The sequence below is a fragment of the Streptomyces sp. NBC_01481 genome, from assembly GCF_026339995.1.
Classification (GTDB): Bacteria; Actinomycetota; Actinomycetes; order Streptomycetales; family Streptomycetaceae; genus Streptomyces.
On the sequence record NZ_JAPEPT010000007.1, the window covers coordinates 297,501 to 318,604 of the forward strand.

Annotated in this window: 13 protein-coding genes, 1 tRNA gene and 2 rRNA genes (1 of these 16 only partly in view); 13 read left to right on the plus strand and 3 right to left on the minus strand. The window is 68.0% G+C overall.

Features of this window, described 5'->3' with window-relative positions; genetic code table 11:
* From OOK40_RS33240 to OOK40_RS33250, 3 genes are all read left to right on the plus strand, one after another.
* A 23S ribosomal RNA gene (locus OOK40_RS33240) occupies positions 1-1,509 on the plus strand; it begins 1,615 nt to the left of the window's first position.
* Positions 1,510-1,601: 92 nt separating this feature from the next.
* Positions 1,602-1,718, plus strand: a 5S ribosomal RNA gene (rrf, locus tag OOK40_RS33245).
* A gap of 178 nt (positions 1,719-1,896) precedes the next feature.
* Positions 1,897-1,969 (plus strand) — tRNA-Thr (locus OOK40_RS33250).
* A 46-nt stretch (positions 1,970-2,015) separates the two neighbouring features.
* Here the strand turns inward: OOK40_RS33250 and OOK40_RS33255 are convergent.
* The gene (locus OOK40_RS33255; RefSeq protein ID WP_266489052.1) at positions 2,016-4,670 is read right to left on the minus strand and encodes a SpoIIE family protein phosphatase; all 2,655 of its coding nucleotides are present in this window, start codon (positions 4,668-4,670) and stop codon (positions 2,016-2,018) included.
* A gap of 268 nt (positions 4,671-4,938) precedes the next feature.
* Between OOK40_RS33255 and OOK40_RS33260 the strand changes: the two genes are divergently transcribed.
* The 10 genes from OOK40_RS33260 (at position 4,939) to OOK40_RS33305 (ending at position 19,499) form a co-directional block, all read left to right on the plus strand.
* The gene (locus tag OOK40_RS33260; RefSeq protein ID WP_266489055.1) at positions 4,939-10,422 is read left to right on the plus strand and encodes a HAMP domain-containing protein; all 5,484 of its coding nucleotides are present in this window, start codon (positions 4,939-4,941) and stop codon (positions 10,420-10,422) included.
* Between the two features lie 244 nt (positions 10,423-10,666).
* Positions 10,667-11,347, plus strand: coding sequence for a two-component system response regulator (locus tag OOK40_RS33265; RefSeq protein WP_266489058.1), 681 nt, complete (start codon positions 10,667-10,669; stop codon positions 11,345-11,347).
* A gap of 114 nt (positions 11,348-11,461) precedes the next feature.
* Positions 11,462-14,224 carry a DNA translocase FtsK gene (locus OOK40_RS33270; RefSeq protein ID WP_266489061.1) on the plus strand — a complete coding sequence of 921 codons (2,763 nt, stop codon included), beginning with the start codon at positions 11,462-11,464 and terminating at the stop codon, positions 14,222-14,224.
* 189 nt (positions 14,225-14,413) lie between these two features.
* Entirely contained in the window at positions 14,414-15,247 is an 834-nt protein-coding gene (locus tag OOK40_RS33275; protein ID WP_266489064.1) for a helix-turn-helix domain-containing protein, read from the plus strand.
* A 71-nt stretch (positions 15,248-15,318) separates the two neighbouring features.
* Complete coding sequence (gene rimO, locus OOK40_RS33280) at positions 15,319-16,776, plus strand: 30S ribosomal protein S12 methylthiotransferase RimO (RefSeq protein WP_266489066.1); 1,458 nt, start codon at positions 15,319-15,321, stop codon at positions 16,774-16,776.
* The gene (pgsA, locus tag OOK40_RS33285; RefSeq protein ID WP_266489068.1) at positions 16,773-17,438 is read left to right on the plus strand and encodes a CDP-diacylglycerol--glycerol-3-phosphate 3-phosphatidyltransferase; all 666 of its coding nucleotides are present in this window, start codon (positions 16,773-16,775) and stop codon (positions 17,436-17,438) included. The genes rimO and pgsA overlap by 4 nt, the downstream gene beginning before the upstream one ends.
* Positions 17,435-17,944, plus strand: a complete 510-nt coding sequence (locus OOK40_RS33290) for a CinA family protein (RefSeq protein WP_266489070.1) — start codon at positions 17,435-17,437, stop codon at positions 17,942-17,944. Before pgsA ends, OOK40_RS33290 begins: the two co-directional genes overlap by 4 nt.
* A 109-nt stretch (positions 17,945-18,053) precedes the next feature.
* Positions 18,054-18,437, plus strand: a complete 384-nt coding sequence (locus OOK40_RS33295) for a helix-turn-helix domain-containing protein (RefSeq protein ID WP_019889909.1) — start codon at positions 18,054-18,056, stop codon at positions 18,435-18,437.
* 146 nt (positions 18,438-18,583) lie between these two features.
* A complete protein-coding gene (locus OOK40_RS33300; RefSeq protein WP_266489075.1) occupies positions 18,584-19,054 on the plus strand; it encodes a Dps family protein in 471 nt (156 codons plus the stop codon).
* Between the two features lie 175 nt (positions 19,055-19,229).
* Positions 19,230-19,499 carry a hypothetical protein gene (locus OOK40_RS33305; protein WP_266489078.1) on the plus strand — a complete coding sequence of 90 codons (270 nt, stop codon included), beginning with the start codon at positions 19,230-19,232 and terminating at the stop codon, positions 19,497-19,499.
* Here OOK40_RS33305 and OOK40_RS33310 read toward each other — a convergent pair.
* Complete coding sequence (locus OOK40_RS33310; protein ID WP_266489080.1) at positions 19,447-20,220, minus strand: SDR family NAD(P)-dependent oxidoreductase; 774 nt, start codon at positions 20,218-20,220, stop codon at positions 19,447-19,449. The genes OOK40_RS33305 and OOK40_RS33310 overlap by 53 nt on opposite strands.
* 50 nt (positions 20,221-20,270) lie before the next feature.
* On the minus strand, positions 20,271-21,080 hold the full coding sequence (locus OOK40_RS33315) for an Fpg/Nei family DNA glycosylase (RefSeq protein ID WP_266489082.1): 810 nt from the start codon (positions 21,078-21,080) through the stop codon (positions 20,271-20,273).
* Between the last annotated feature and the right edge of the window lie 24 nt (positions 21,081-21,104).

Consider the following 21,104-nt stretch of genomic DNA (forward strand, 5'->3'; position numbering starts at 1 on the left):
CAAGGTGGTAGTAGGTAAGCGATGGGGTGACGCAGGAAGGTAGTCCAGCCCGGGCGGTGGTTGTCCCGGGGTAAGGGTGTAGGCCGTGTGGCAGGCAAATCCGTCACACATTGAGGCTGAGACCTGATGCCGAGCCGATTGTGGTGAAGTGGATGATCCTATGCTGTCGAGAAAAGCCTCTAGCGAGTTTCATGGCGGCCCGTACCCTAAACCGACTCAGGTGGTCAGGTAGAGAATACCGAGGCGTTCGGGTGAACTATGGTTAAGGAACTCGGCAAAATGCCCCCGTAACTTCGGGAGAAGGGGGGCCATCACTGGTGAGAGGACTTGCTCCTTGAGCTGGGGGTGGCCGCAGAGACCAGCGAGAAGCGACTGTTTACTAAAAACACAGGTCCGTGCGAAGCCGTAAGGCGATGTATACGGACTGACGCCTGCCCGGTGCTGGAACGTTAAGGGGACCGGTTAGTCACATTTCGGTGTGGCGAAGCTGAGAACTTAAGCGCCAGTAAACGGCGGTGGTAACTATAACCATCCTAAGGTAGCGAAATTCCTTGTCGGGTAAGTTCCGACCTGCACGAATGGCGTAACGACTTCTCGACTGTCTCAACCATAGGCCCGGTGAAATTGCACTACGAGTAAAGATGCTCGTTTCGCGCAGCAGGACGGAAAGACCCCGGGACCTTTACTACAGTTTGATATTGGTGTTCGGTTCGGCTTGTGTAGGATAGGTGGGAGACTGTGAAGCTTGGACGCCAGTTCAGGTGGAGTCGTCGTTGAAATACCACTCTGGTCGTGCTGGATGTCTAACCTGGGTCCGTGATCCGGATCAGGGACAGTGTCTGATGGGTAGTTTAACTGGGGCGGTTGCCTCCCAAAGAGTAACGGAGGCGCCCAAAGGTTCCCTCAGCCTGGTTGGCAATCAGGTGTTGAGTGTAAGTGCACAAGGGAGCTTGACTGTGAGACCGACGGGTCGAGCAGGGACGAAAGTCGGGACTAGTGATCCGGCGGTGGCTTGTGGAAGCGCCGTCGCTCAACGGATAAAAGGTACCCCGGGGATAACAGGCTGATCTTCCCCAAGAGTCCATATCGACGGGATGGTTTGGCACCTCGATGTCGGCTCGTCGCATCCTGGGGCTGGAGTCGGTCCCAAGGGTTGGGCTGTTCGCCCATTAAAGCGGTACGCGAGCTGGGTTTAGAACGTCGTGAGACAGTTCGGTCCCTATCCGCTGTGCGCGTAGGAGTCTTGAGAAGGGCTGTCCCTAGTACGAGAGGACCGGGACGGACGAACCTCTGGTGTGCCAGTTGTCCTGCCAAGGGCATGGCTGGTTGGCTACGTTCGGAAAGGATAACCGCTGAAAGCATCTAAGCGGGAAGCCTGCTTCGAGATGAGGACTCCCACCCCCTTCGAGGGGTTAAGGCTCCCAGTAGACGACTGGGTTGATAGGCCAGATGTGGAAGCCCCGCAAGGGGTGGAGCTGACTGGTACTAATAGGCCGAGGGCTTGTCCTCAGTTGCTCGCGTCCACTGTGTCAGTTCTGAAGTAACGAACTGTCGAGTCCCCCATGGCCCGGGGGATTCCGGAATCGATAACTTCACAGTGTTTCGGTGGTCATTGCGTCAGGGAAACGCCCGGTTACATTCCGAACCCGGAAGCTAAGCCTTTCAGCGCCGATGGTACTGCAGGGGGGACCCTGTGGGAGAGTAGGACGCCGCCGAACAATTTTTAGCCTCAACCCCCGGACTCTGTCCGGGGGTTGAGGCATTTTTGCGTTCAGGGTGCTGATGCCGGCGTCCACGTGGACCTTAGTACGTGGACCAAGGCTGCGGACCGGGTGCGGCGGTTCGAAGCACCCGTCTGTTCGGTGTATGATCTATCTCGTTGCCGCCGCGCAGCACGCCCCAATAGCTCAGTCGGTAGAGCGTCTCCATGGTAAGGAGAAGGTCTACGGTTCGATTCCGTATTGGGGCTCGTACAGACGAAGGCCCTCGCCAACTGGCGGGGGCCTTCGGCGTGTTCAGGACCTGTGGGGCTCCGGGACGCGCATCGCCAGGATCGCCATGTCGTCGGACGCGGGCTCGGCGGCGAAGCGTTCGACAGCGCGCAGGACGCGAGAGGCGACCGCGCCCGCGGTGAGGCCCGTGCAGTTGGTGAGGACGTCGATCAGACCGTCGTCGCCCAGCATGCGGGTGCCCTCGCGGCGTTCGGTGACGCCGTCCGTGACACAGAGCAGGACGTCGCCCGGGTCGAGGGTCACCATCTGCTCGTACAGCTCCAGGTCGTCCATGACGCCGAGGAGGGGCTGGGGTTCGGCAGCCGCTTCGACGCTGCCGTCCTGGCGCAGGCGCAGCGGGAGCGGGTGGCCGGCGCAGACGACCTTGAGGATCGCACTGCCGTCTTCCTGTGGCCACAACTCGCCATAGAGGAGGGTGAGGAAGCGGCTGCGGGCTCCCTCGTCGAGGATCGCGGCGTTCAGCCGCTCCAGGACGGCGGGGCCTCCGAAGCCCTCCCGGGCGAGCAGACGCAGGGCGTGGCGGGCGAGGCCGGTGACGGCCGCGGCTTCCGGGCCCGTACCGCAGACGTCGCCGATGGCGAAGCCGTACGCGCCGTCGCGGATCGGGAAGAGATCGTAGAAGTCACCGCCGACTTCGTTGCCTTCGCCCGCCGCCCGGTAGATGACTTCGACCTCCACGCCGGGGACATGGGGGAGTTCCGGCGGGAGCAGGCTGCGCTGGAGGGACTGGCTGATCGCCACGCGCTCGGAGTACAGGCGGGCGTTGTCGAGGGCGAGGGCCGCTCGGCGGGAGAGGTCTTCGGCGAGTTCCAGGATCTCCTGGCGGAAGTGGTCGTCCGAGGGCTTGCCGAGGGTCAGCATGCCGATGACGCGGTTGCGGGCGACAAGCGGCAGGACGACTGTCTCGCCGCCGACCGCGGCGGCCGTGGCGAGGGTGGCGCCGATGCCGGAGGAGACCGGCGGGCTTGAGCCCAGGCCGAGTTCGCGCCGGGAGGTGCGCAGGGCGGCCCGGTGGGCGGCGTCGGCCGGCGCGGTCCACACGCGGGCGCCGGGGGTCGTCACCGGGTCGGGCGGGTCGATCTTGGAGAGGAGGGCCTTGAGGCCGTCGATCCTCTCCTCGTCCTCGTGGAGTACGTAGCTGAGATACGGCTCGGAGGCCGGGTCGGCAATCGTGTAGACGGCGCACCAGGTGGCGAGTGTCGGAACCGTCATCTGGGCCATCAGGGCCAGGGTCTGGTCGCGGTCGAGTGTTCCGGCGAGTAGGTCGGAGGCCTCGACGAGGAAGGAGAGGGAGCCGCGGCGCAGTCGTTCCAGTTCGCCGAGGCGCGCCGATTCGACGGCCAGGGCGATGCGGTCGGCGGCGAACTGGAGGCGCAGGGCCTCCTCGTTGGAGTAGCGGCCCGCGGATTCGGCGGCGACGCCAAGGGAGCCGGTGAGGCGGCCCTCGACCTTGAGGGGGACGGTGACGACCGAGCGCATGCCGGTGGAGTTGAGGAGCGGGACGGCCCCGGGGACGGCGGTGAGGTCCTCGTGGACGGCGGGCATACGGGCGGAGCCGTAGCGGCCGGTGCCGGCTTCGACGGGGACGCGGGCGAACCGCTGGCGGGCGGAGGGCAGTCCGGTGGTGGCCCGTACCTCCAGCTCGGTCTCGTCGTCGGTGGCGAGCAGCAGGAAAGCGGCGTCGCCGTCGAGCATGTCGCGGGCGCGTTCGACGGTGCGCTGGAGGAGGCCGTCGAGGTCGTCGGGTGCGGGGGAGCCGATGAAGATCTCGAAGGGGTCGGTGCTGCGGCTCTCGGCGCCGGTTTCGGTCACGGGGGCGCGCTGCGGAGTCTGCAGGATGGCGCGTTCGTCGTCACGTACGAGAAGGCAGACGGTGGAGGGCTCGCCGTTGGTGTCCCGTACGCGAAGGTGCGACGCGTAGACGGGGACGACCCGGCCGTCGGTGCCGCGGATGCCGTAACTGCCTTCCCAGCGTGAGAGTCGCAGCGCGTCGGCGATGCCGGTGCCGATGCCGGGCGTGTGCGGCCAGGCGGCGACGTCGGTGAGGGGCTTGCCGATGACCTGGTCGGCCGGGTAGCCGAAGAGGTGCTCCGCGTCCTCGTTCCAGACGGAGATCGAGCCGGAGCGGTCGATCTGGATGACGGCGACGCGTACGCGTTCGTCGGCGACCGGGAGCAGGGCCACGGGCAGGACCGGGCCGGCGGAGCGGGTGCCCACCGGGCGCTGGGGGAGGTCGAGTTGGAACCACACCTGCTTGTGGGTGGGGGTGTACTCGACGCCCCAGCGGGAGGCGAGAGCCGCGCACAGAAGCAGACCGCGGCCGTTCTCGCGGTCGGGGCTGACGATGACACGGCCGCTGCCCTGGAGCGGGATCTCCCGTTCCGGGTAGCGGTCGCCGACTTCGACGCGTACGCCGTCGTCCGTGCGCAGACACAGGACATCGGCGGCTGTGCCCGCGTGCACGACGGCGTTGGTGACGAGCTCGCTGGTGAGGACGACCGCGTCGTCCACGACGTCGGCGTGCCCCCACCCCTGGAGTGTGTCGCGGACGAAGGCGCGGGCGGTCGCGACGGACCGCCCGACAGGGTCGAAGGTGGCAGCCGCCCGCGCGGTGATCACGGAACTCCTCGTACGCGTTTCGACGCCCGGCTCTGCCATGATGCGGCCTGCCCCTCCCGGTGCCCGGTGCCAGTACTCGCTCCACACCGCCCCCGCCGGGCGGACGGGGCGGTTGGACAGCCGGATGCCAGGTTACTTACCTTCGCTGTCCGGGCGGATGCCGGTCGATGCTGTTTCCGCCTACCGGGGGTGGGGACGCTATGCGAAGCTGCCGAACTGTTATGGCCTGGTTCGGCCATGGTGAAACACTGGGCAGGCTTCCGGAGACAGCCCGGGCAGTACGGTCAACCCCTGCGGGAGGGACACGGTGGAGTCTGGCGTGGCGGCGCGTGCCAACAACACGCGCGCAAAAGGCGGACGGTCCCGGAACAATGGGACAACCGAAGTCGATTCGGCGGCCCTGAACAGGCTGCTGGCGGCTCTGGTGTCGATGAGGGACGGGAACTTCCGTAGGCGCCTGACGGTGTCCGGCGACGGCGTGATGGCCGAGATCGCCGCCGTTTTCAACGAGGTGGCGGACCGGAATCTGCACCTTACGGGTGAGCTCGCACGCGTACGCAGGATGGTCGGGCGCGAGGGGAAGCTGACCGAGCGGCTGGAGACGGGGGCCTGTGAGGGCTCCTGGGCGGCCGCCATCGACGCCTCGAACGCGCTGGTGGACGATCTGGCGCGCCCGGTGTCCGAGGTGGGGCGGGTCCTCTCAGCGGTCGCCGAGGGCGACCTGGAGCAGCGTATGGAGCTGCGCTCGCACGCCCCGGACGGCACGGACGGGTCGGTACGGCCGCTGCGCGGCGAATTCCTGAAGGTCGCACGTACCGTCAACAACCTGGTCGACCAGCTGTCGGCGTTCACCGACGAGGTGACGCGGGTGGCGCTGGAGGTCGGTACTGAGGGCAAGCTCGGCGGCCAGGCACAGGTGCGCGGTATGTCCGGTTCGTGGAAAGACCTCACGGATTCGGTCAACACCATGGCGTACCGGTTGACCGCTCAGGTACGTGACATTGCTCTCGTTACCACGGCCGTGGCCAAGGGTGATCTGTCACGAAAGGTCACTGTCCATGTGGCCGGCGAGATGCTTCAGCTGAAGAACACCGTCAACACGATGGTCGACCAGCTGTCCTCTTTCTCCTCCGAGGTCACCCGGGTGGCCCGGGAGGTCGGTACGGAGGGCGAACTCGGCGGCCAGGCGACGGTGCCCGGTGTGGCGGGTGTGTGGAAGGACCTCACCGATTCGGTGAACACCATGGCCGGCAATCTGACCTCGCAGGTACGCGGCATCGCCGAGGTCACGACTGCTGTCGCCAACGGCGATCTGTCGCAGAAGGTCACGGTGAGCGCGCGCGGTGAGGTGGCGCAGCTCGCCGAGACCATCAATCAGATGACCGAGACGCTGCGTACGTTCGCGGACGAGGTCACGCGAGTGGCGAGCGAGGTCGGGGCCGAGGGTCTGCTCGGTGGGCAGGCGCAGGTGCCGGGAGCGGCCGGGACGTGGAAGGACCTCACCGACTCGGTGAACACCGTCTTCCGCAATCTGACCACCCAGGTGCGGGACATCGCCCAGGTGACGACGGCGGTCGCCAATGGTGATCTGTCGCAGAAGGTCACGGTGGATGTCGCGGGCGAGATGCTGGAGCTGAAGAACACCGTCAACACGATGGTGGACCAGCTCTCGGCTTTCGGTTCCGAAGTGACGCGAGTGGCCCGGGAGGTCGGCGTCGAGGGCCGCCTCGGCGGGCAGGCCGGAGTGCCGGGCGCGGCAGGCACCTGGAAGGACCTCACGGACTCGGTGAACACCGCGTTCCGTAACCTCACCGGCCAGGTGCGGGACATCGCCCAGGTGACGACGGCGGTCGCCAATGGTGATCTGTCGCAGAAGGTCACGGTCAATGTCGCGGGCGAGATGCTGGAGCTGAAGAACACCGTCAACACGATGGTGTCGCAGCTGTCCTCGTTCGCCGACCAGGTCACGCGGATGGCGCGGGACGTGGGCACGGAGGGCATCCTGGGCGGCCAGGCGCGGGTCGACGGCGTCAGCGGTACGTGGAAGGAACTGACCGACTCCGTCAACTTCATGGCGGGGAACCTGACTTCACAGGTGCGGCAGATCGCTCAGGTGACGACAGCGGTGGCCCGCGGCGACCTGTCGCAGAAAATCGACGTTGATGCCCGGGGCGAGATCCTGGAGCTGAAGAACACCATCAACACGATGGTCGACCAGCTCTCGGCCTTCGCCGAGCAGGTGACCCGGGTGGCGCGGGACGTGGGTACGGAGGGCCGCCTCGGCGGCCAGGCGCAGGTGCCGGGCGTCGCCGGGGTATGGCGTGATCTGACCGACTCGGTGAATGGAATGGCCGAGAATCTCACCGGTCAGGTCCGTAACATCGCGCAGGTCGCCACGGCGGTGGCCCGCGGCGACCTGTCGCAGAAGATCGACGTGGATGCCCGGGGCGAGATCCTGGAGCTGAAGAACACCCTCAACACGATGGTGGACCAGCTCTCAAACTTCGCCGAGCAGGTCACGCGGGTGGCACGCGAGGTGGGCACCGAGGGCATCCTGGGCGGCCAGGCCGAGGTGCAGGGTGTCTCCGGCACGTGGAAGGACCTCACCCAGTCCGTCAACTTCATGGCGAACAACCTGACTTCGCAGGTGCGCAATATCGCCGAGGTGACGACGGCGGTCGCCAAGGGCGACCTCTCCAAGAAGATCACCGTCGACGCCAAGGGCGAGATCCTGGAGCTGGTGACGACGGTCAACACGATGGTCGACCAGCTGTCCGACTTCGCCGACGAGGTGACCAGGGTCGCCCGTGAGGTGGGTACGGAAGGTGTGCTGGGCGGCCAGGCGCGGGTCCGTGGCGTCACCGGCATCTGGAAGGACCTCAGCGACAACGTCAACCTGATGGCCAACAACCTCACCAATCAGGTGCGTAACATCGCCCGGGTCTCCGCGGCGGTCGCCAACGGTGATCTGACGAAGAAGGTGACGGTCGAGGCGCGCGGCGAGGTCGCCGAGCTGGCCGAGACTGTCAACACGATGGTGACGACGCTGTCGTCGTTCGCCGACGAGGTGACCCGGGTGGCGCGCGAGGTGGGCACCGAGGGCGAACTGGGCGGCCAGGCCCATGTGCCGGGCGTCTCCGGTACGTGGAAGGACCTCACCGAGTCCGTGAACTCGATGGCCTCCAATCTGACCGGTCAGGTGCGCCAGATCGCAACGGTCACCACCGCCATCGCCAAGGGCGACCTCACCCGGAAGATCGACATCGACGCCCGGGGCGAGATCCTGGAGCTGAAGACCACCATCAACACGATGGTCGACCAGCTGTCCTCGTTCGCCGGAGAGGTCACCCGCGTGGCCCGCGAGGTCGGCACGGACGGGCAGTTGGGCGGTCAGGCCCGGGTCCGGGACGTCGACGGCACCTGGCGCGACCTCACCGAGTCGGTGAACGAGATGGCCGGGAACCTGACCCGTCAGGTGCGCGCGATCGCGGCCGTGGCGACGGCGGTGACCCGCGGCGATCTGAACCTCAAGATCGACGTGGACGCGGCTGGTGAGATCCAGGTCCTGCAGGACAACATCAACACGATGATCGCGAACCTCCGCGACACCACCCTCGCCAACGAGGAGCAGGACTGGCTCAAGGGCAACCTGGCCCGTATCTCCGGTCTGATGCAGGGCCGCCGCGACCTCGACGACGTGGCCTCGCTGATCATGAGCGAGCTCACGCCGGTCGTCTCGGCGCAGCACGGCGCGTTCTTCCTGGCGATGCCGACGGGCGGCGGCGCGGATGTGCCGGGGGGCGGGGAGCTGTCGTACGAGCTGTGCATGCGCGGCAGTTACGGCTACTCCGCCGGTCTGATGCCGACGTCGTTCCGTCCCGGCGAGACCCTGATCGGCACCGCGGCCGAGGAGAAGCGGACCATCCAGGTGAATGTGCCGCCTGGCTATCTGAAGATCTCCTCGGGGCTCGGGGAGGCCTCACCGGCGTATGTGATCGTGCTGCCGGTGCTCTTCGAGGGGAAGGTCCTCGGTGTGATCGAGCTGGCGTCGTTCCAGCCCTTCACCCAGATCCAGCGGGACTTCCTCAACCAGATCGCCGAGATGATCGCGACGAGCGTCAACACCATCAGCGTCAATACGAAGACCGAGGTGCTGCTCAAGCAGTCGCAGGAGCTGACCGAGCAGCTGCGTGAGCGCTCGGCGGAGCTGGAGAACCGGCAGAAGGCGCTGCAGGCCTCCAACGCCGAGCTGGAGGAGAAGGCCGAGCTGCTGGCGCAGCAGAACCGCGACATCGAGGTGAAGAACACCGAGATCGAAGAGGCGCGGCAGGTGCTGGAGGAGCGGGCCGAGCAGCTCGCGGTCTCGATGCGCTACAAGTCGGAGTTCCTGGCGAACATGTCGCACGAGCTGCGTACGCCGCTCAACTCCCTGCTGATCCTGGCCAAGTTGCTCGCGGACAACGCCGAGGGCAATCTCTCGCCGAAGCAGGTGGAGTTCGCCGAGACGATCCATGGCGCGGGTTCCGATCTGCTGCAGCTGATCAACGACATCCTCGATCTGTCGAAGGTCGAGGCGGGCAAGATGGACGTCAGCCCGACCCGTATCGCTCTGGTGCAGCTCGTCGACTATGTGGAGGCGACCTTCCGGCCGCTGACCGCGGAGAAGGGTCTCGACTTCTCCGTCCGGGTGTCGCCGGAGCTGCCCGCGACGCTGCACACCGACGAGCAGCGACTGCTGCAGGTGCTTCGCAATCTCCTGTCCAACGCGGTGAAGTTCACCGACAGCGGCGCGGTCGAGCTGGTGATCCGGCCGGCGAGCGCCGATGTGCCGCAGTCGATCCGCGAGCAGCTGCTGGAGGCGGGCTCGCTGCGCGACGCGGACGGCGATCTGATCGCCTTCTCCGTCACGGACACCGGGATCGGGATCGCGGCCGGCAAGATGCGGGTGATCTTCGAGGCGTTCAAGCAGGCGGACGGCACGACCAGCCGCAAGTACGGCGGTACGGGCCTGGGTCTGTCGATCAGCCGGGAGATCGCCCGGCTGCTCGGCGGTGAGATCCACGCGGCGAGCGAACCGGGCCGCGGCTCGACCTTCACTCTCTACTTGCCCCTTCACCCGAGCGAACTGCCGCCGCAGGGCTACCCGCAGCTCGCCCCCGGCGCCGCCGATCCGATGCGCGGCGGCGCCGACGACGGTGGGGAGGACTTCATCCCGCAGGGGCACCAGGAGCCGACGGGGCCTTTGGACGCCCACGCGGGTCCCGCGGCTCTGTTCCGGCGCCGGCGCAACGCTCTCGGCTCCGTGGAGCAGCGGCACGCGCTGCCCGGGCGCCAGGGCGCGGCGCCCGGCTCGGAGCAGTGGGCCGCGGCGAACGGCAGCCAGGAGGCGTCGGAGGCGAGGCGCACCTTCGTGTTCGACAGCGAGAAGGTGCTCATCGTCGACGACGACATCCGTAATGTCTTCGCCCTCACCAGCGTGCTGGAGCAGCACGGCCTGTCGGTGCTGTACGCGGAGAACGGCCGGGAGGGCATCGAAGTCCTGGAGCAGCACGACGATGTGACGGTCGTACTGATGGACATCATGATGCCGGAAATGGACGGGTACGCCACGACGACGGCGATCCGCAGGATGCCGCAGTTCGCCGGTCTGCCGATCATCGCGCTGACCGCGAAGGCGATGAAGGGCGACCGCGAGAAGGCCATCGAGTCCGGCGCTTCCGACTATGTCACCAAGCCGGTTGATCCTGACCATTTGCTCTCGGTGATGGAGCAATGGATGCGCGGGGAGTGAGCGATGCCTGCCCGGATCGCCGCGAGTTGCTGACTGACTGTGGCCGAAGGCGTGTGAGGCGGCGGTATTCGGGGAACCTTCTGGTCTCCCGCTACGTTTCTGCTACGTGCACAGTGACATCACGGTGACAGGGTGTGGCGACAGGCGGGGTGCGGCTACCATGACCGGCACAAGGACGGGCGACGCAAGGGAGTCGTCCCCTGGGGCGGCGCCCGGTGCACTTCCGGGGCGAGGAGGACGGGCCATGGTGCAGAAGGCCAAGATCCTCCTGGTCGATGACCGGCCGGAGAATCTGCTCGCGCTGGAGGCGATCCTCTCCGCGCTCGATCAGACACTGGTGCGGGCATCGTCAGGGGAGGAAGCGCTCAAAGCGCTGCTGACGGACGACTTCGCGGTCATTCTGCTGGATGTCCAGATGCCCGGCATGGACGGATTCGAGACGGCCGCACACATCAAGCGGCGGGAGCGGACCCGGGACATCCCGATCATCTTCCTCACCGCGATCAACCACGGCCCGCACCACACCTTCCGGGGTTACGCCGCGGGTGCGGTCGACTACATCTCCAAGCCCTTCGACCCGTGGGTACTGCGCGCGAAGGTCTCGGTCTTCGTCGAGCTCTACATGAAGAACTGCCAACTGCGTGAGCAGGCCGCGCTGCTGCGCCTCCAGCTGGAGGGCGGCGGACACCCGGCGGGGAACAGCAAGGAGCCCGCGGGGCTGCTCGCCGAGCTTTCCGCACGGCTCGCGGCAGTTGAGGAACAGGCCGAGGCGCTGTCCAAGCAGCTTGACGACGACTCGGCAGATGCCGCCGCCGTAGCCACCGCCGCCCATCTCGAACGCAAACTCACGGGTTTGCGCCGGGCGCTCGACGCGCTGGAGCCGGGCGCCGGCGGTGGTACGCCGACGCTGCCCTCGCAGAACTGAACCGGCACCGGGAGCTTGAGGGACCGTCAGTCTCCGGCCCCCGGACGACGACACGAACGGGTGAAGCAGTAGGCACACGTGTCCACTGCGGTCGACACCGGTAACCTCACCATCATGGCCTCACGTACGTCCGGCAAGGGTTCCCAGGGCGCGGCGGGCACCGCGAAACCGCGCGCCGGCCGTACGACCGGTGCCGCGAAGAAGGCGGCGCCCGCCAAGAAAGCCGCCGCGAAGAAGACCGTGCCCACGAAGAAAGCACCCGCGAAGAAGGCGGCGGCCAAGAAGGCCGCGCCGAAGCCCGCACCGTCCCCCACGGGGGGCGTGTACCGCCTGGTGCGCGCCCTCTGGCTCGGTCTCGCCCACGCCGTGGGCGCCATGTTCCGCGGCATAGGGCGGGGCGCCAAGGGTCTGGACCCCGCGCACCGCAAGGACGGCCTGGCGCTGCTGCTCCTCGCCCTGGGCCTGATCGTCGCCGCGGGTACCTGGTCCAATCTGAGCGGCCCGGTCGGCGATCTCGTCGAGATGCTGGTGACCGGAGCCTTCGGCCGGCTCGATCTGCTCGTGCCGATACTGCTGGCCGCGATCGCTGTACGGCTGATCCTGTATCCCGAGAAGCCCGAGGCGAACGGCCGGATCGTGATCGGTCTGTCCGCGCTCGTCGTCGGTGTGCTCGGCCAGGTTCATATCGCCTGCGGCTCGCCAGGCCGCGGGGAAGGCACCGAGGCGATGCAGGACGCGGGCGGGCTGATCGGCTGGGCCGCGTCCAAGCCGCTGATCTTCACCATGGGCGAGGTGCTCGCCGTACCGCTGCTCGTACTGCTCACGATCTTCGGGCTGCTCGTCGTCACCGCGACCCCCGTCAACGCGATTCCTCAGCGGCTGCGGCTGCTCGGATCCAAGCTGGGCATCGTCGACCCCGTGTACGAGCCGGGGGCGGACGGCGATGCCACCGACGACGAGCGTTACGACGAGCAGTGGCGCGAGGCTGTGCCCGGGCGTGCGCGCCGCTCCTCCGCGCGCCGGAGCGAAGCCCCGGCGGACTACGACCCGGACCACGCCGAGCAGGAGGCGCTGTCCAGGCGCAGGCGGCCGCGCAGGCCCTCGGTGCAGCCCGCCATGGACCGCCCGATGGACGCCGTGGACGTGGCAGCGGCGGCAGCCGCCGCACTCGACGGTGCCGTACTGAACGGCATGCCGCCCTCCCCGCTCGTCGCCGACCTCACGCGCGATGTCACCGCCGAGCGCCGACGGGCGGCGAGCCCGGTGCCCGGCGCGCGCGAGCCGGAGGAGCCCCAGCCGAAGCAGAGCGGGTCGAAGGGATCCGTACCGGATCTGACCAAGCCCGCGCCCGAGGAGTCACAGCCCCTGCCGGCGCGCGCCGAGCAGCTTCAGCTCTCCGGCGACATCACCTACGCCCTGCCCTCCCTGGACCTGCTGGAGCGCGGCGGCCCGGGCAAGACGCGCAGCGCCGCCAACGACGCGGTCGTCGCCTCGCTCAGCAACGTCTTCATGGAGTTCAAGGTCGACGCGGCGGTCACCGGCTTCACCCGCGGTCCGACGGTCACGCGGTACGAGGTGGAGCTGGGCCCGGCCGTGAAGGTCGAGCGGATCACCGCCCTCACCAAGAACATCGCGTACGCCGTCGCCAGCCCCGACGTACGGATCATCTCCCCGATCCCCGGCAAGTCCGCGGTCGGCATCGAGATCCCGAACTCCGACCGCGAGATGGTCAAGCTCGGCGATGTGCTGCGCCTCGCCGACGCGGCGGAGGACGACCACCCCATGCTGGTCGCCCTCGGCAAGAACGTCGAGGGCGGCTACGAGATGGCCAACCTCGCCAAGATGCCGCACGTCCTGGTCGCGGGCGCGACCGGCTCCGGAAAGTCCTCCTGCATCAACTGTCTGATCACCTCGGTCATGGTGCGGGCGACCCCGGAGGACGTACGCATGGTGCTCGTCGACCCCAAGCGGGTCGAGCTCAACGCGTACGAGGGCATTCCGCACCTGATCACGCCGATCATCACCAACCCCAAGCGGGCCGCCGAGGCGCTTCAGTGGGTCGTGCGCGAGATGGACCTGCGCTACGACGACCTCGCGGCGTACGGCTACCGCCATATCGACGACTTCAACCAGGCCATCAGGAACGGCAAGGTCAAGCCGCCGGAGGGCAGCGAGCGCGAGCTCACGCCGTATCCCTATCTGCTGGTCATCGTCGACGAGCTCGCCGATCTGATGATGGTCGCGCCGCGCGATGTCGAGGACGCCATCGTCCGCATCACCCAGCTGGCTCGCGCCGCCGGCATCCATCTGGTTCTGGCGACCCAGCGGCCGTCCGTCGATGTCGTCACCGGTCTGATCAAGGCGAACGTGCCCTCACGGCTGGCCTTCGCGACATCGTCGCTCGCCGACAGCCGGGTCATCCTCGACCAGCCCGGCGCCGAGAAGCTGATCGGCAAGGGCGACGGCCTCTTCCTGCCGATGGGCGCCAACAAGCCCACCCGTATGCAGGGCGCCTTCGTCACCGAGGACGAAGTCGCGGCGATCGTCCAGCACTGCAAAGATCAGATGGCGCCCGTCTTCCGCGAGGACGTCGTGGTCGGCACCAAGCAGAAGAAGGAGATCGACGAGGACATCGGCGACGACCTCGATCTGCTCTGCCAGGCGGCCGAGCTGGTCGTGTCCACCCAGTTCGGGTCGACGTCGATGCTCCAGCGGAAGTTGCGTGTGGGCTTCGCGAAGGCGGGAAGACTGATGGATCTGATGGAGTCGCGGAGCATCGTCGGGCCGAGCGAGGGCTCCAAGGCGCGCGACGTTCTCGTGAAACCTGATGAGCTGGACGGAGTGCTCGCCGTGATACGCGGGGAGTCCGAGTCGTAACCCTTCTGAGAGCAACCGTTTCCCTTGGTCGTACGTCAAGTTGGAGGGAGGGACAGCCATATGTCCCACCATCGGGACAGCCCGCCATTCTGATGGCGTACAAACTCCCTCCGCCCGGTTGCCCCACCCTTTCGTACCACCCATAGACTGAACCTCCAGCAGGTGGCTACACGCTCGAAAGGCGCCCCCGTGTCCATCGGCAACTCCCCCGAAGACGACCGGCCTTCAGTCGAACCCCCGGCTGAGGACGACCGGCCTTCGATCGGACGTGCGCTCCAGGAAGCCCGCACCGCCGCAGGTCTGACCGTTGACGAGGTCAGCTCCTCCACCCGGGTGCGCGTCCCGATCGTGCACGCGATCGAAGAGGACGACTTCTCCCGCTGTGGCGGCGACGTCTACGCGCGCGGTCATATCCGCACGATCGCGCGTGCCGTCGGGCTCGATCCCGATCCGCTCGTCGCGCAGTACGACGCGGACCACGGCGGCCGTCCCGCCCCCACACCTGCCGCGCCGCTCTTCGAGGCCGAACGCATCCGTCCCGAACGCGGCCGTCCCAACTGGACCGCCGCCATGGTCGCCGCGATCGTCGCGGTGATCGGCTTCGTCGGCTTCACGCTCGTCAACGGCGGCGACAGCGGCAACAAGGACAACCATGTGGCGGAGGGCCCGGCGCCCGACCAGAAGCCCACGCCGACAAAGCCCGCCCCGGCCAAGCCCGCCGATCCCACCCCCTCCGACAGTGCCATCGCGGCGGTGCCGAAGGACAAGGTGACGGTGAAGCTCTCCGTCCTGGACGACAAGAGCTGGATCTCCGCCAAATCGCACAACGGCAAGCTGCTCTTCGACGGAACCCTCCTCAAAGGCGAGTCCAAGACCTTCCAGGACGACGAGCGGGTCGACCTGATCCTCGGGAACGCCGGCGCGATCGAGCTGTATGTGAACGGCAAGAAGGTCGAGGACGAGTTCGAGACGGGCCAGGTCGAGCGGCTCTCCTACACCAAGGGCGACCCCGAGGTCGGCTAGCTCGCAAGGCGTCGAGGGGCCCAGAACCCTGGGGGCAGGGGCGTGGGTCAGGACAAAGTAGTCTTGAGCCCATGCCCGAACGCCGTACCGTCGCCCTTGTCACTCTTGGCTGCGCCCGTAACGAGGTGGACTCGGAGGAGCTTGCAGGCCGCTTGGCAGCGGACGGCTGGGAGCTCGTCGAGGAAGCCTCCGACGCGGATGTCGCAGTCGTCAACACCTGCGGATTCGTCGAGGCCGCCAAGAAGGACTCCGTCGACGCCCTGCTCGAAGCCAACGACCTCAAGGACCACGGCCGGACCCAGGCCGTGGTCGCCGTCGGCTGCATGGCCGAGCGGTACGGCAAGGAGCTGGCCGAGGCGCTGCCCGAGGCGGACGGTGTGCTCGGCTTCGACGACTACGCCGACATCTCCGACCGCCTGCAGACCATCCTCAACGGCGGCAGCCACGCCTCGCACACCCCGCGCGACCGCCGCAAGCTGCTGCCGCTGAGCCCGGTCGAGCGCCAGGAGGCCGGCATGGACGTGGCGCTGCCGGGGCACGGTGCGCCGGCGGATCTTCCGGAAGGCGTCGCGCCCGCCTCCGGGCCTCGCGCCCCGCTGCGCCGCCGGCTCGACACCAGCCCTGTCGCCTCCGTGAAGCTGGCATCCGGCTGCGACCGGCGCTGCTCGTTCTGCGCCATCCCGTCCTTCCGTGGCTCCTTCATCTCGCGGCGGCCGAGCGATGTGCTCGGCGAGACGCGCTGGCTGGCCGAGCAGGGCGTCAAGGAGGTCATGCTCGTCTCCGAGAACAACACCTCCTACGGCAAGGACCTCGGCGACATCCGCCTGCTGGAGACCCTGCTGCCCGAGCTCGCCGAGGTCGACGGCATCGAGCGGGTGCGGGTCAGCTATCTGCAGCCCGCAGAGATGCGGCCGGGGCTGATCGACGTCCTCACCTCGACACCGAAGATCGCCCCCTACTTCGACCTGTCCTTTCAGCACTCAGCGCCTGACGTGCTGCGCGCGATGCGGCGCTTCGGCGACACCGAACGCTTCCTGGAGCTGCTGGAGACCATCCGCGGCAAGGCTCCGCAGGCGGGTGTGCGGTCCAACTTCATCGTCGGCTTCCCGGGCGAGAGCGAGGCGGACTTCGCCGAACTGGAACGCTTCCTCACCGAGGCGCGCCTGGACGCCATCGGCGTCTTCGGCTACTCCGACGAGGACGGCACCGAGGCGGTCTCGTACGACAACAAGCTCGACGCCGACGTCATCGCTGAGCGCCTCGACCACCTGTCGCGGCTCGCGGAGGAGCTGACCGCCCAGCGCGCCGAGGAGCGTCTCGGCGAGACGCTCGAGGTGCTCGTCGAGTCGGTGGACGGCGAGGACGGTGCGGTGGGCCGTGCGCTGCACCAGGCTCCCGAGACCGACGGCCAGGTCGTCTTCACCACGGGGGACGGGCTTGTGCCCGGCCGTATCGTCATGGCAAAGGCAGTGGATACGGAAGGCGTCGACCTGGTGGCCGAATGTCTTCCCGAGGAGGCAGGCAGATGACCGGAGTGCCGGCATCCGCGGGGGGCGGCACGGGTAGGCCGGCGCCCGGCGGCAAGCTGGGCGCTGCGGCCGTCAATCAGGCCAGCCTCTGGAACATCGCCAACATCCTCACCATGGTGCGGCTGGTGCTCGTGCCGGCCTTCGTCGTGCTAATGCTCCAGGACGGCGGCTACGACCCGGCCTGGCGGGCCTGGGCGTGGGCGGCGTTCGCCGTGGCCATGATCACCGACATCTTCGACGGCCACCTGGCGCGGGCGTACAACCTCGTCACCGACTTCGGGAAGATCGCCGACCCGATCGCCGACAAGGCGATCATGGCGGCCGGGCTGATCTGTCTGTCGGCGCTCGGCGATCTGCCGTGGTGGGTGACCGGAGTGATTCTCTTCCGGGAGCTCGGAATCACGGTGATGCGGTTCTGGGTGATCCGGCATGGAGTAATTCCCGCCAGTCGCGGTGGCAAAATGAAGACCCTCGCGCAGGGCACGGCGGTCGGTATGTACGTTCTGGCGCTGACCGGGCCGCTGGCCACTCTTCGCTTCTGGGTGATGGCCGTTGCCGTCGTGCTGACGGTTCTCACGGGCCTCGACTATGTGCGACAGGCGATTGTGCTGAGGCGCAGGGGACTGGCGGCGGAACGGGCCGCGGCAGGGAACACGCGGTGACGACCGCGGCTCGGGTGCTTGCTCTGCTTGCGGAGCGTGGCGAGACGCTGGCCGTCGCCGAGTCGCTCACCGGCGGTCTGGTGGCCGCCGAGCTGACCGCCGTACCGGGAGCCTCGAAGACCTTCCGCGGCTCCGTGACGGCGTACGCAACCACTCTGAAGAGGGATGTTCTCGGCGTCGACGGGACCCTTCTGGCGGAGCGTGGCGCGGTGGATCCCGAGGTTGCACAGCAGATGGCGGCCGGTGTGCGGGAGGTGCTGGGCGCTTCCTGGGGCATCGCGACCACGGGTGTGGCGGGCCCCGAACCGCAGGACGGGCAGCCCGTCGGGACGGTCTATGTGGCGGTCGCGGGACCGGACCGCGCCGGGAAGGTGGCCGCTCTGCGATTGAACGGTGGCCGGGTGGACATCCGTAGAGAGAGTGTACGGAGCGTGCTCGAACTGCTCTCGGGCGAACTCCATGAAAATGCGCGGACACAGGATACGGAACAGAACGGGGGGACTTGATGTTTGCAGCCCTGAGTGAACACGACATCGCTCCCCGCACGGCCGCGGCACGAGGCGGTACGGTGGGGCGTGAAGGATGCGGCTACGCGGTCCGAGGAGGGAGCCACCGATGATTCTGCTCCGTCGCCTGCTGGGTGACGTGCTGCGTCGGCAGCGCCAGCGCCAGGGCCGTACTCTGCGCGAAGTCTCCTCGTCCGCCCGAGTATCGCTCGGCTATCTCTCCGAGGTGGAGCGGGGGCAGAAGGAGGCTTCCTCCGAGCTGCTCTCCGCGATCTGCGACGCGCTTGACGTACGGATGTCCGAGCTCATGCGAGAAGTGAGCGACGAGCTGTCGCTGGCCGAGCTGGCCGAGTCGGCAGCGGCCAGCGAGCCGGTGCCTGCGCCAGTACGCCCGATGCTCAATTCCGTCTCCGTGACGTCGGTGGCGGGTGTGCCGACGGAGCGGGTGACCATCAAGGCGCCTGCGGAGGCGGTCGACGTCGTCGCCGCCTGATCCGTACGGCTCTGTACGGCCTGGTTTGCAGCTGAGCCCCGACTGGTACGCGAGTACCGGTCGGGGCTTTCGCTTGCCCTGGATGTCCCGTTTGTGGTGGCTGTGTAATCGTGGGCGGGTAGCTGCGAACCGAGTGGAGGACACGGATGTCTGTCGTGAAGAGCTCTCTGTCCGAGGCGGACCTCAAGGCGGTCGGCGACGCGCTCAGGGGTGCGCTCGTCGACCTGGTGGATCTCGCGCTGGTGGCGAAGCAGGTCCACTGGAATGTCGTGGGCCCGCGCTTCAGGTCCGTACATCTGCAGCTCGACGAGGTGGTGGACACCGCGCGACAGCACTCCGACACGGTGGCCGAGCGTGCGTCGGCGATCGGGGTGACGCCGGACGGGCGGGCCGCGACGGTGGCGGCGCAGAGTGCGATCGGCGCGGTGCCCGAGGGGTGGATCAAGGACGGGGATGCCGTGCGGACGCTGGTGGACGCACTGGGGGCGGTGATCGGGCGCATGCGGGAGCGGATCGTGGTGACCGCGGATCCGGATCCGGTGAGCCAGGACGTGCTGATCGGGCTGACGGCGGATCTGGAGAAGCACGCGTGGATGTTCCAGGCGGAGAGCGCATAGGTCCGGGCTTCGGGTTTCGTGCGTCTCGCTTCCGGCGGGCTTCGGGCGGCTGCGGGCTTTGGCGTCCCGGCGCACCCTGGAGAGAGGCGATCGGCGCACTGTGCGCCGGCTTGGGCTCCGGTGCGCCCTCCCGTGGGCGATTGCGCCGGTCTAGCGTGGACCGGAGGAGGCAGCCATGGCAGTACGCGGGGTCGCGCCGGTGGTCGCCCTGGGCCTGGTGGCGGGCGGGCTGTGGTGGTGGGCCGTGCTGCGGCTGGTGATGGTGCCCGAGCAGTCGGGTCTTGTGGAGGGCGCGGTGGCAGCGGGCGGATGGGGGCTGAGCCTGCTGCCCGTGCATGTGACAGCGTCCCGCGGGAGCACGGCCGGGATCGGTGCGGTGCGCGAGGTCAGGATCACCAGGGCATCGCGACGCCGCCGTTCGGGCGGAGGATCTGGCCCGTCGTGAAGCTGGACGCGTCCGAGGCCAGATGAAGCACCGTATGGGCGATGTCCTCGGGCTCGCCCACGCGGCGGAGCGGCGACAGCCGGACCATCGCCGCCTCGGCCTGGTGCTGGAGCGTCGCGTCGTGGCGGCCGGTCATCGGCGTGCGGATCCAGCCGGGGGCAACGGCGTTGACCCGGATGGAGTGCGGGCCGAGTTCGGTCGCGAGCGTCTTGGTGAGCTGGACGACGGCCGCCTTGGCAGCGCTGTAGCAGAGCAGACCAGCGCTCGCGGCATCCACGGCGCCGGATGCCATGGTGACGATGGAACCGGGTGTGCCTGCGGCGATCATCAGGCGCGCCGACTCCTGGCAGGCGTACAGGATCCCCTTGAAATTGACCGCGAGGACGCGGTCCAGGTCCTCGTCCCTCGTCTCCAGGACCGCGCTGCTGTGCATGATTCCGGCGACGGCGGCCAGGATGTCCAGCCGGCCGCTGCTCGCGGCGTACTCGATCGCGGACTTGAGCTGGGCACGCTCGCTGACGTCGAGGGGATGGGTGTGCGCGGTGCCGCCCGCCTCGGAGATCAGGGACCGGGTCTCGTCGAGGCCTTTCTCGTCGACGTCCGCGCAGTGGACGGTGGCTCCCGCCTCGGCCAGCAGGACGGCACAGGCACGGCCTATGCCGCTCGCCGCGCCGGTGATGAACGCGGTGCGGCCGGTGAGGTCGTACGCCGTGAGGGGCATGCGGGGACCGTACGACTGGATCTGACGGGGCGTCAACTAGTATGGCGGGATCAGGGAATGGGTCCGGACTGGCAGCCCGGGCACCAGTAGGTGGGGCGCTCGCGGCTGCCGTCGCCCTGCTCGGCCTTGCGGATCGCGGTGCCGCAGCGCAGACACGGCCGCCCCTCGCGGCCGTAGACATGGAGCCGGTCGCCGGGGCGGCGGCCGACCGCAGTGGTGGTGGTGCGGCGGTCGAAGCTGTTCTTGTTCGCTTCAAGGAGGCGGTGGGCCGTGGCGACGAGGCGGGCGGGAGTGTCGGCGGGGAGCTCGCCGACGGGCAGCCAGGGCGTCACCCGGGCCAGAAAGGCCAGCTCCGACTTGTAGACATTGCCGATGCCCGCCAGATTTCGCTGGTCGAGCAGGGCCTCGCCGAGGGGGCGGGAGGGGTCCGCGAGCAGATTGGCGGCGGCGATGTCCGGGTCCCAGTCGGGGCCCAGCAGGTCCGGGCCGAGATGGCCGACCGCCTGGTTCTCGTCGGCCGTACGCAGCAACTCCAGGACGGGCAGGCGGTAGCCGACGGCGGTGTGGGCGGCATTGCCGAGGATCGCCCGGATCTGGTGAGTTGGGCCGCCGCGCCAGCGCTCGCCGGAGGCGTACACCTGCCAGGAGCCCTCCATCCGCAGATGCGAGTGGAGGGTCAGGCCGCCCTCGATGCGGGTGAGCAGATGCTTGCCGCGCGGGGTGACGTCCAGGACGGTCCGCCCGGTGAGATCGGCGGTGGCGAAGCGGGGGACGCGGAGGTCGGACCGGGTGAGGGTTTGCCCTGCGAGGGCGGTGTGCAGGCGCTGGGCGGTCTGCCAGACGGTGTCTCCTTCGGGCATGGCATCCATGATGCGGGGTGCCGG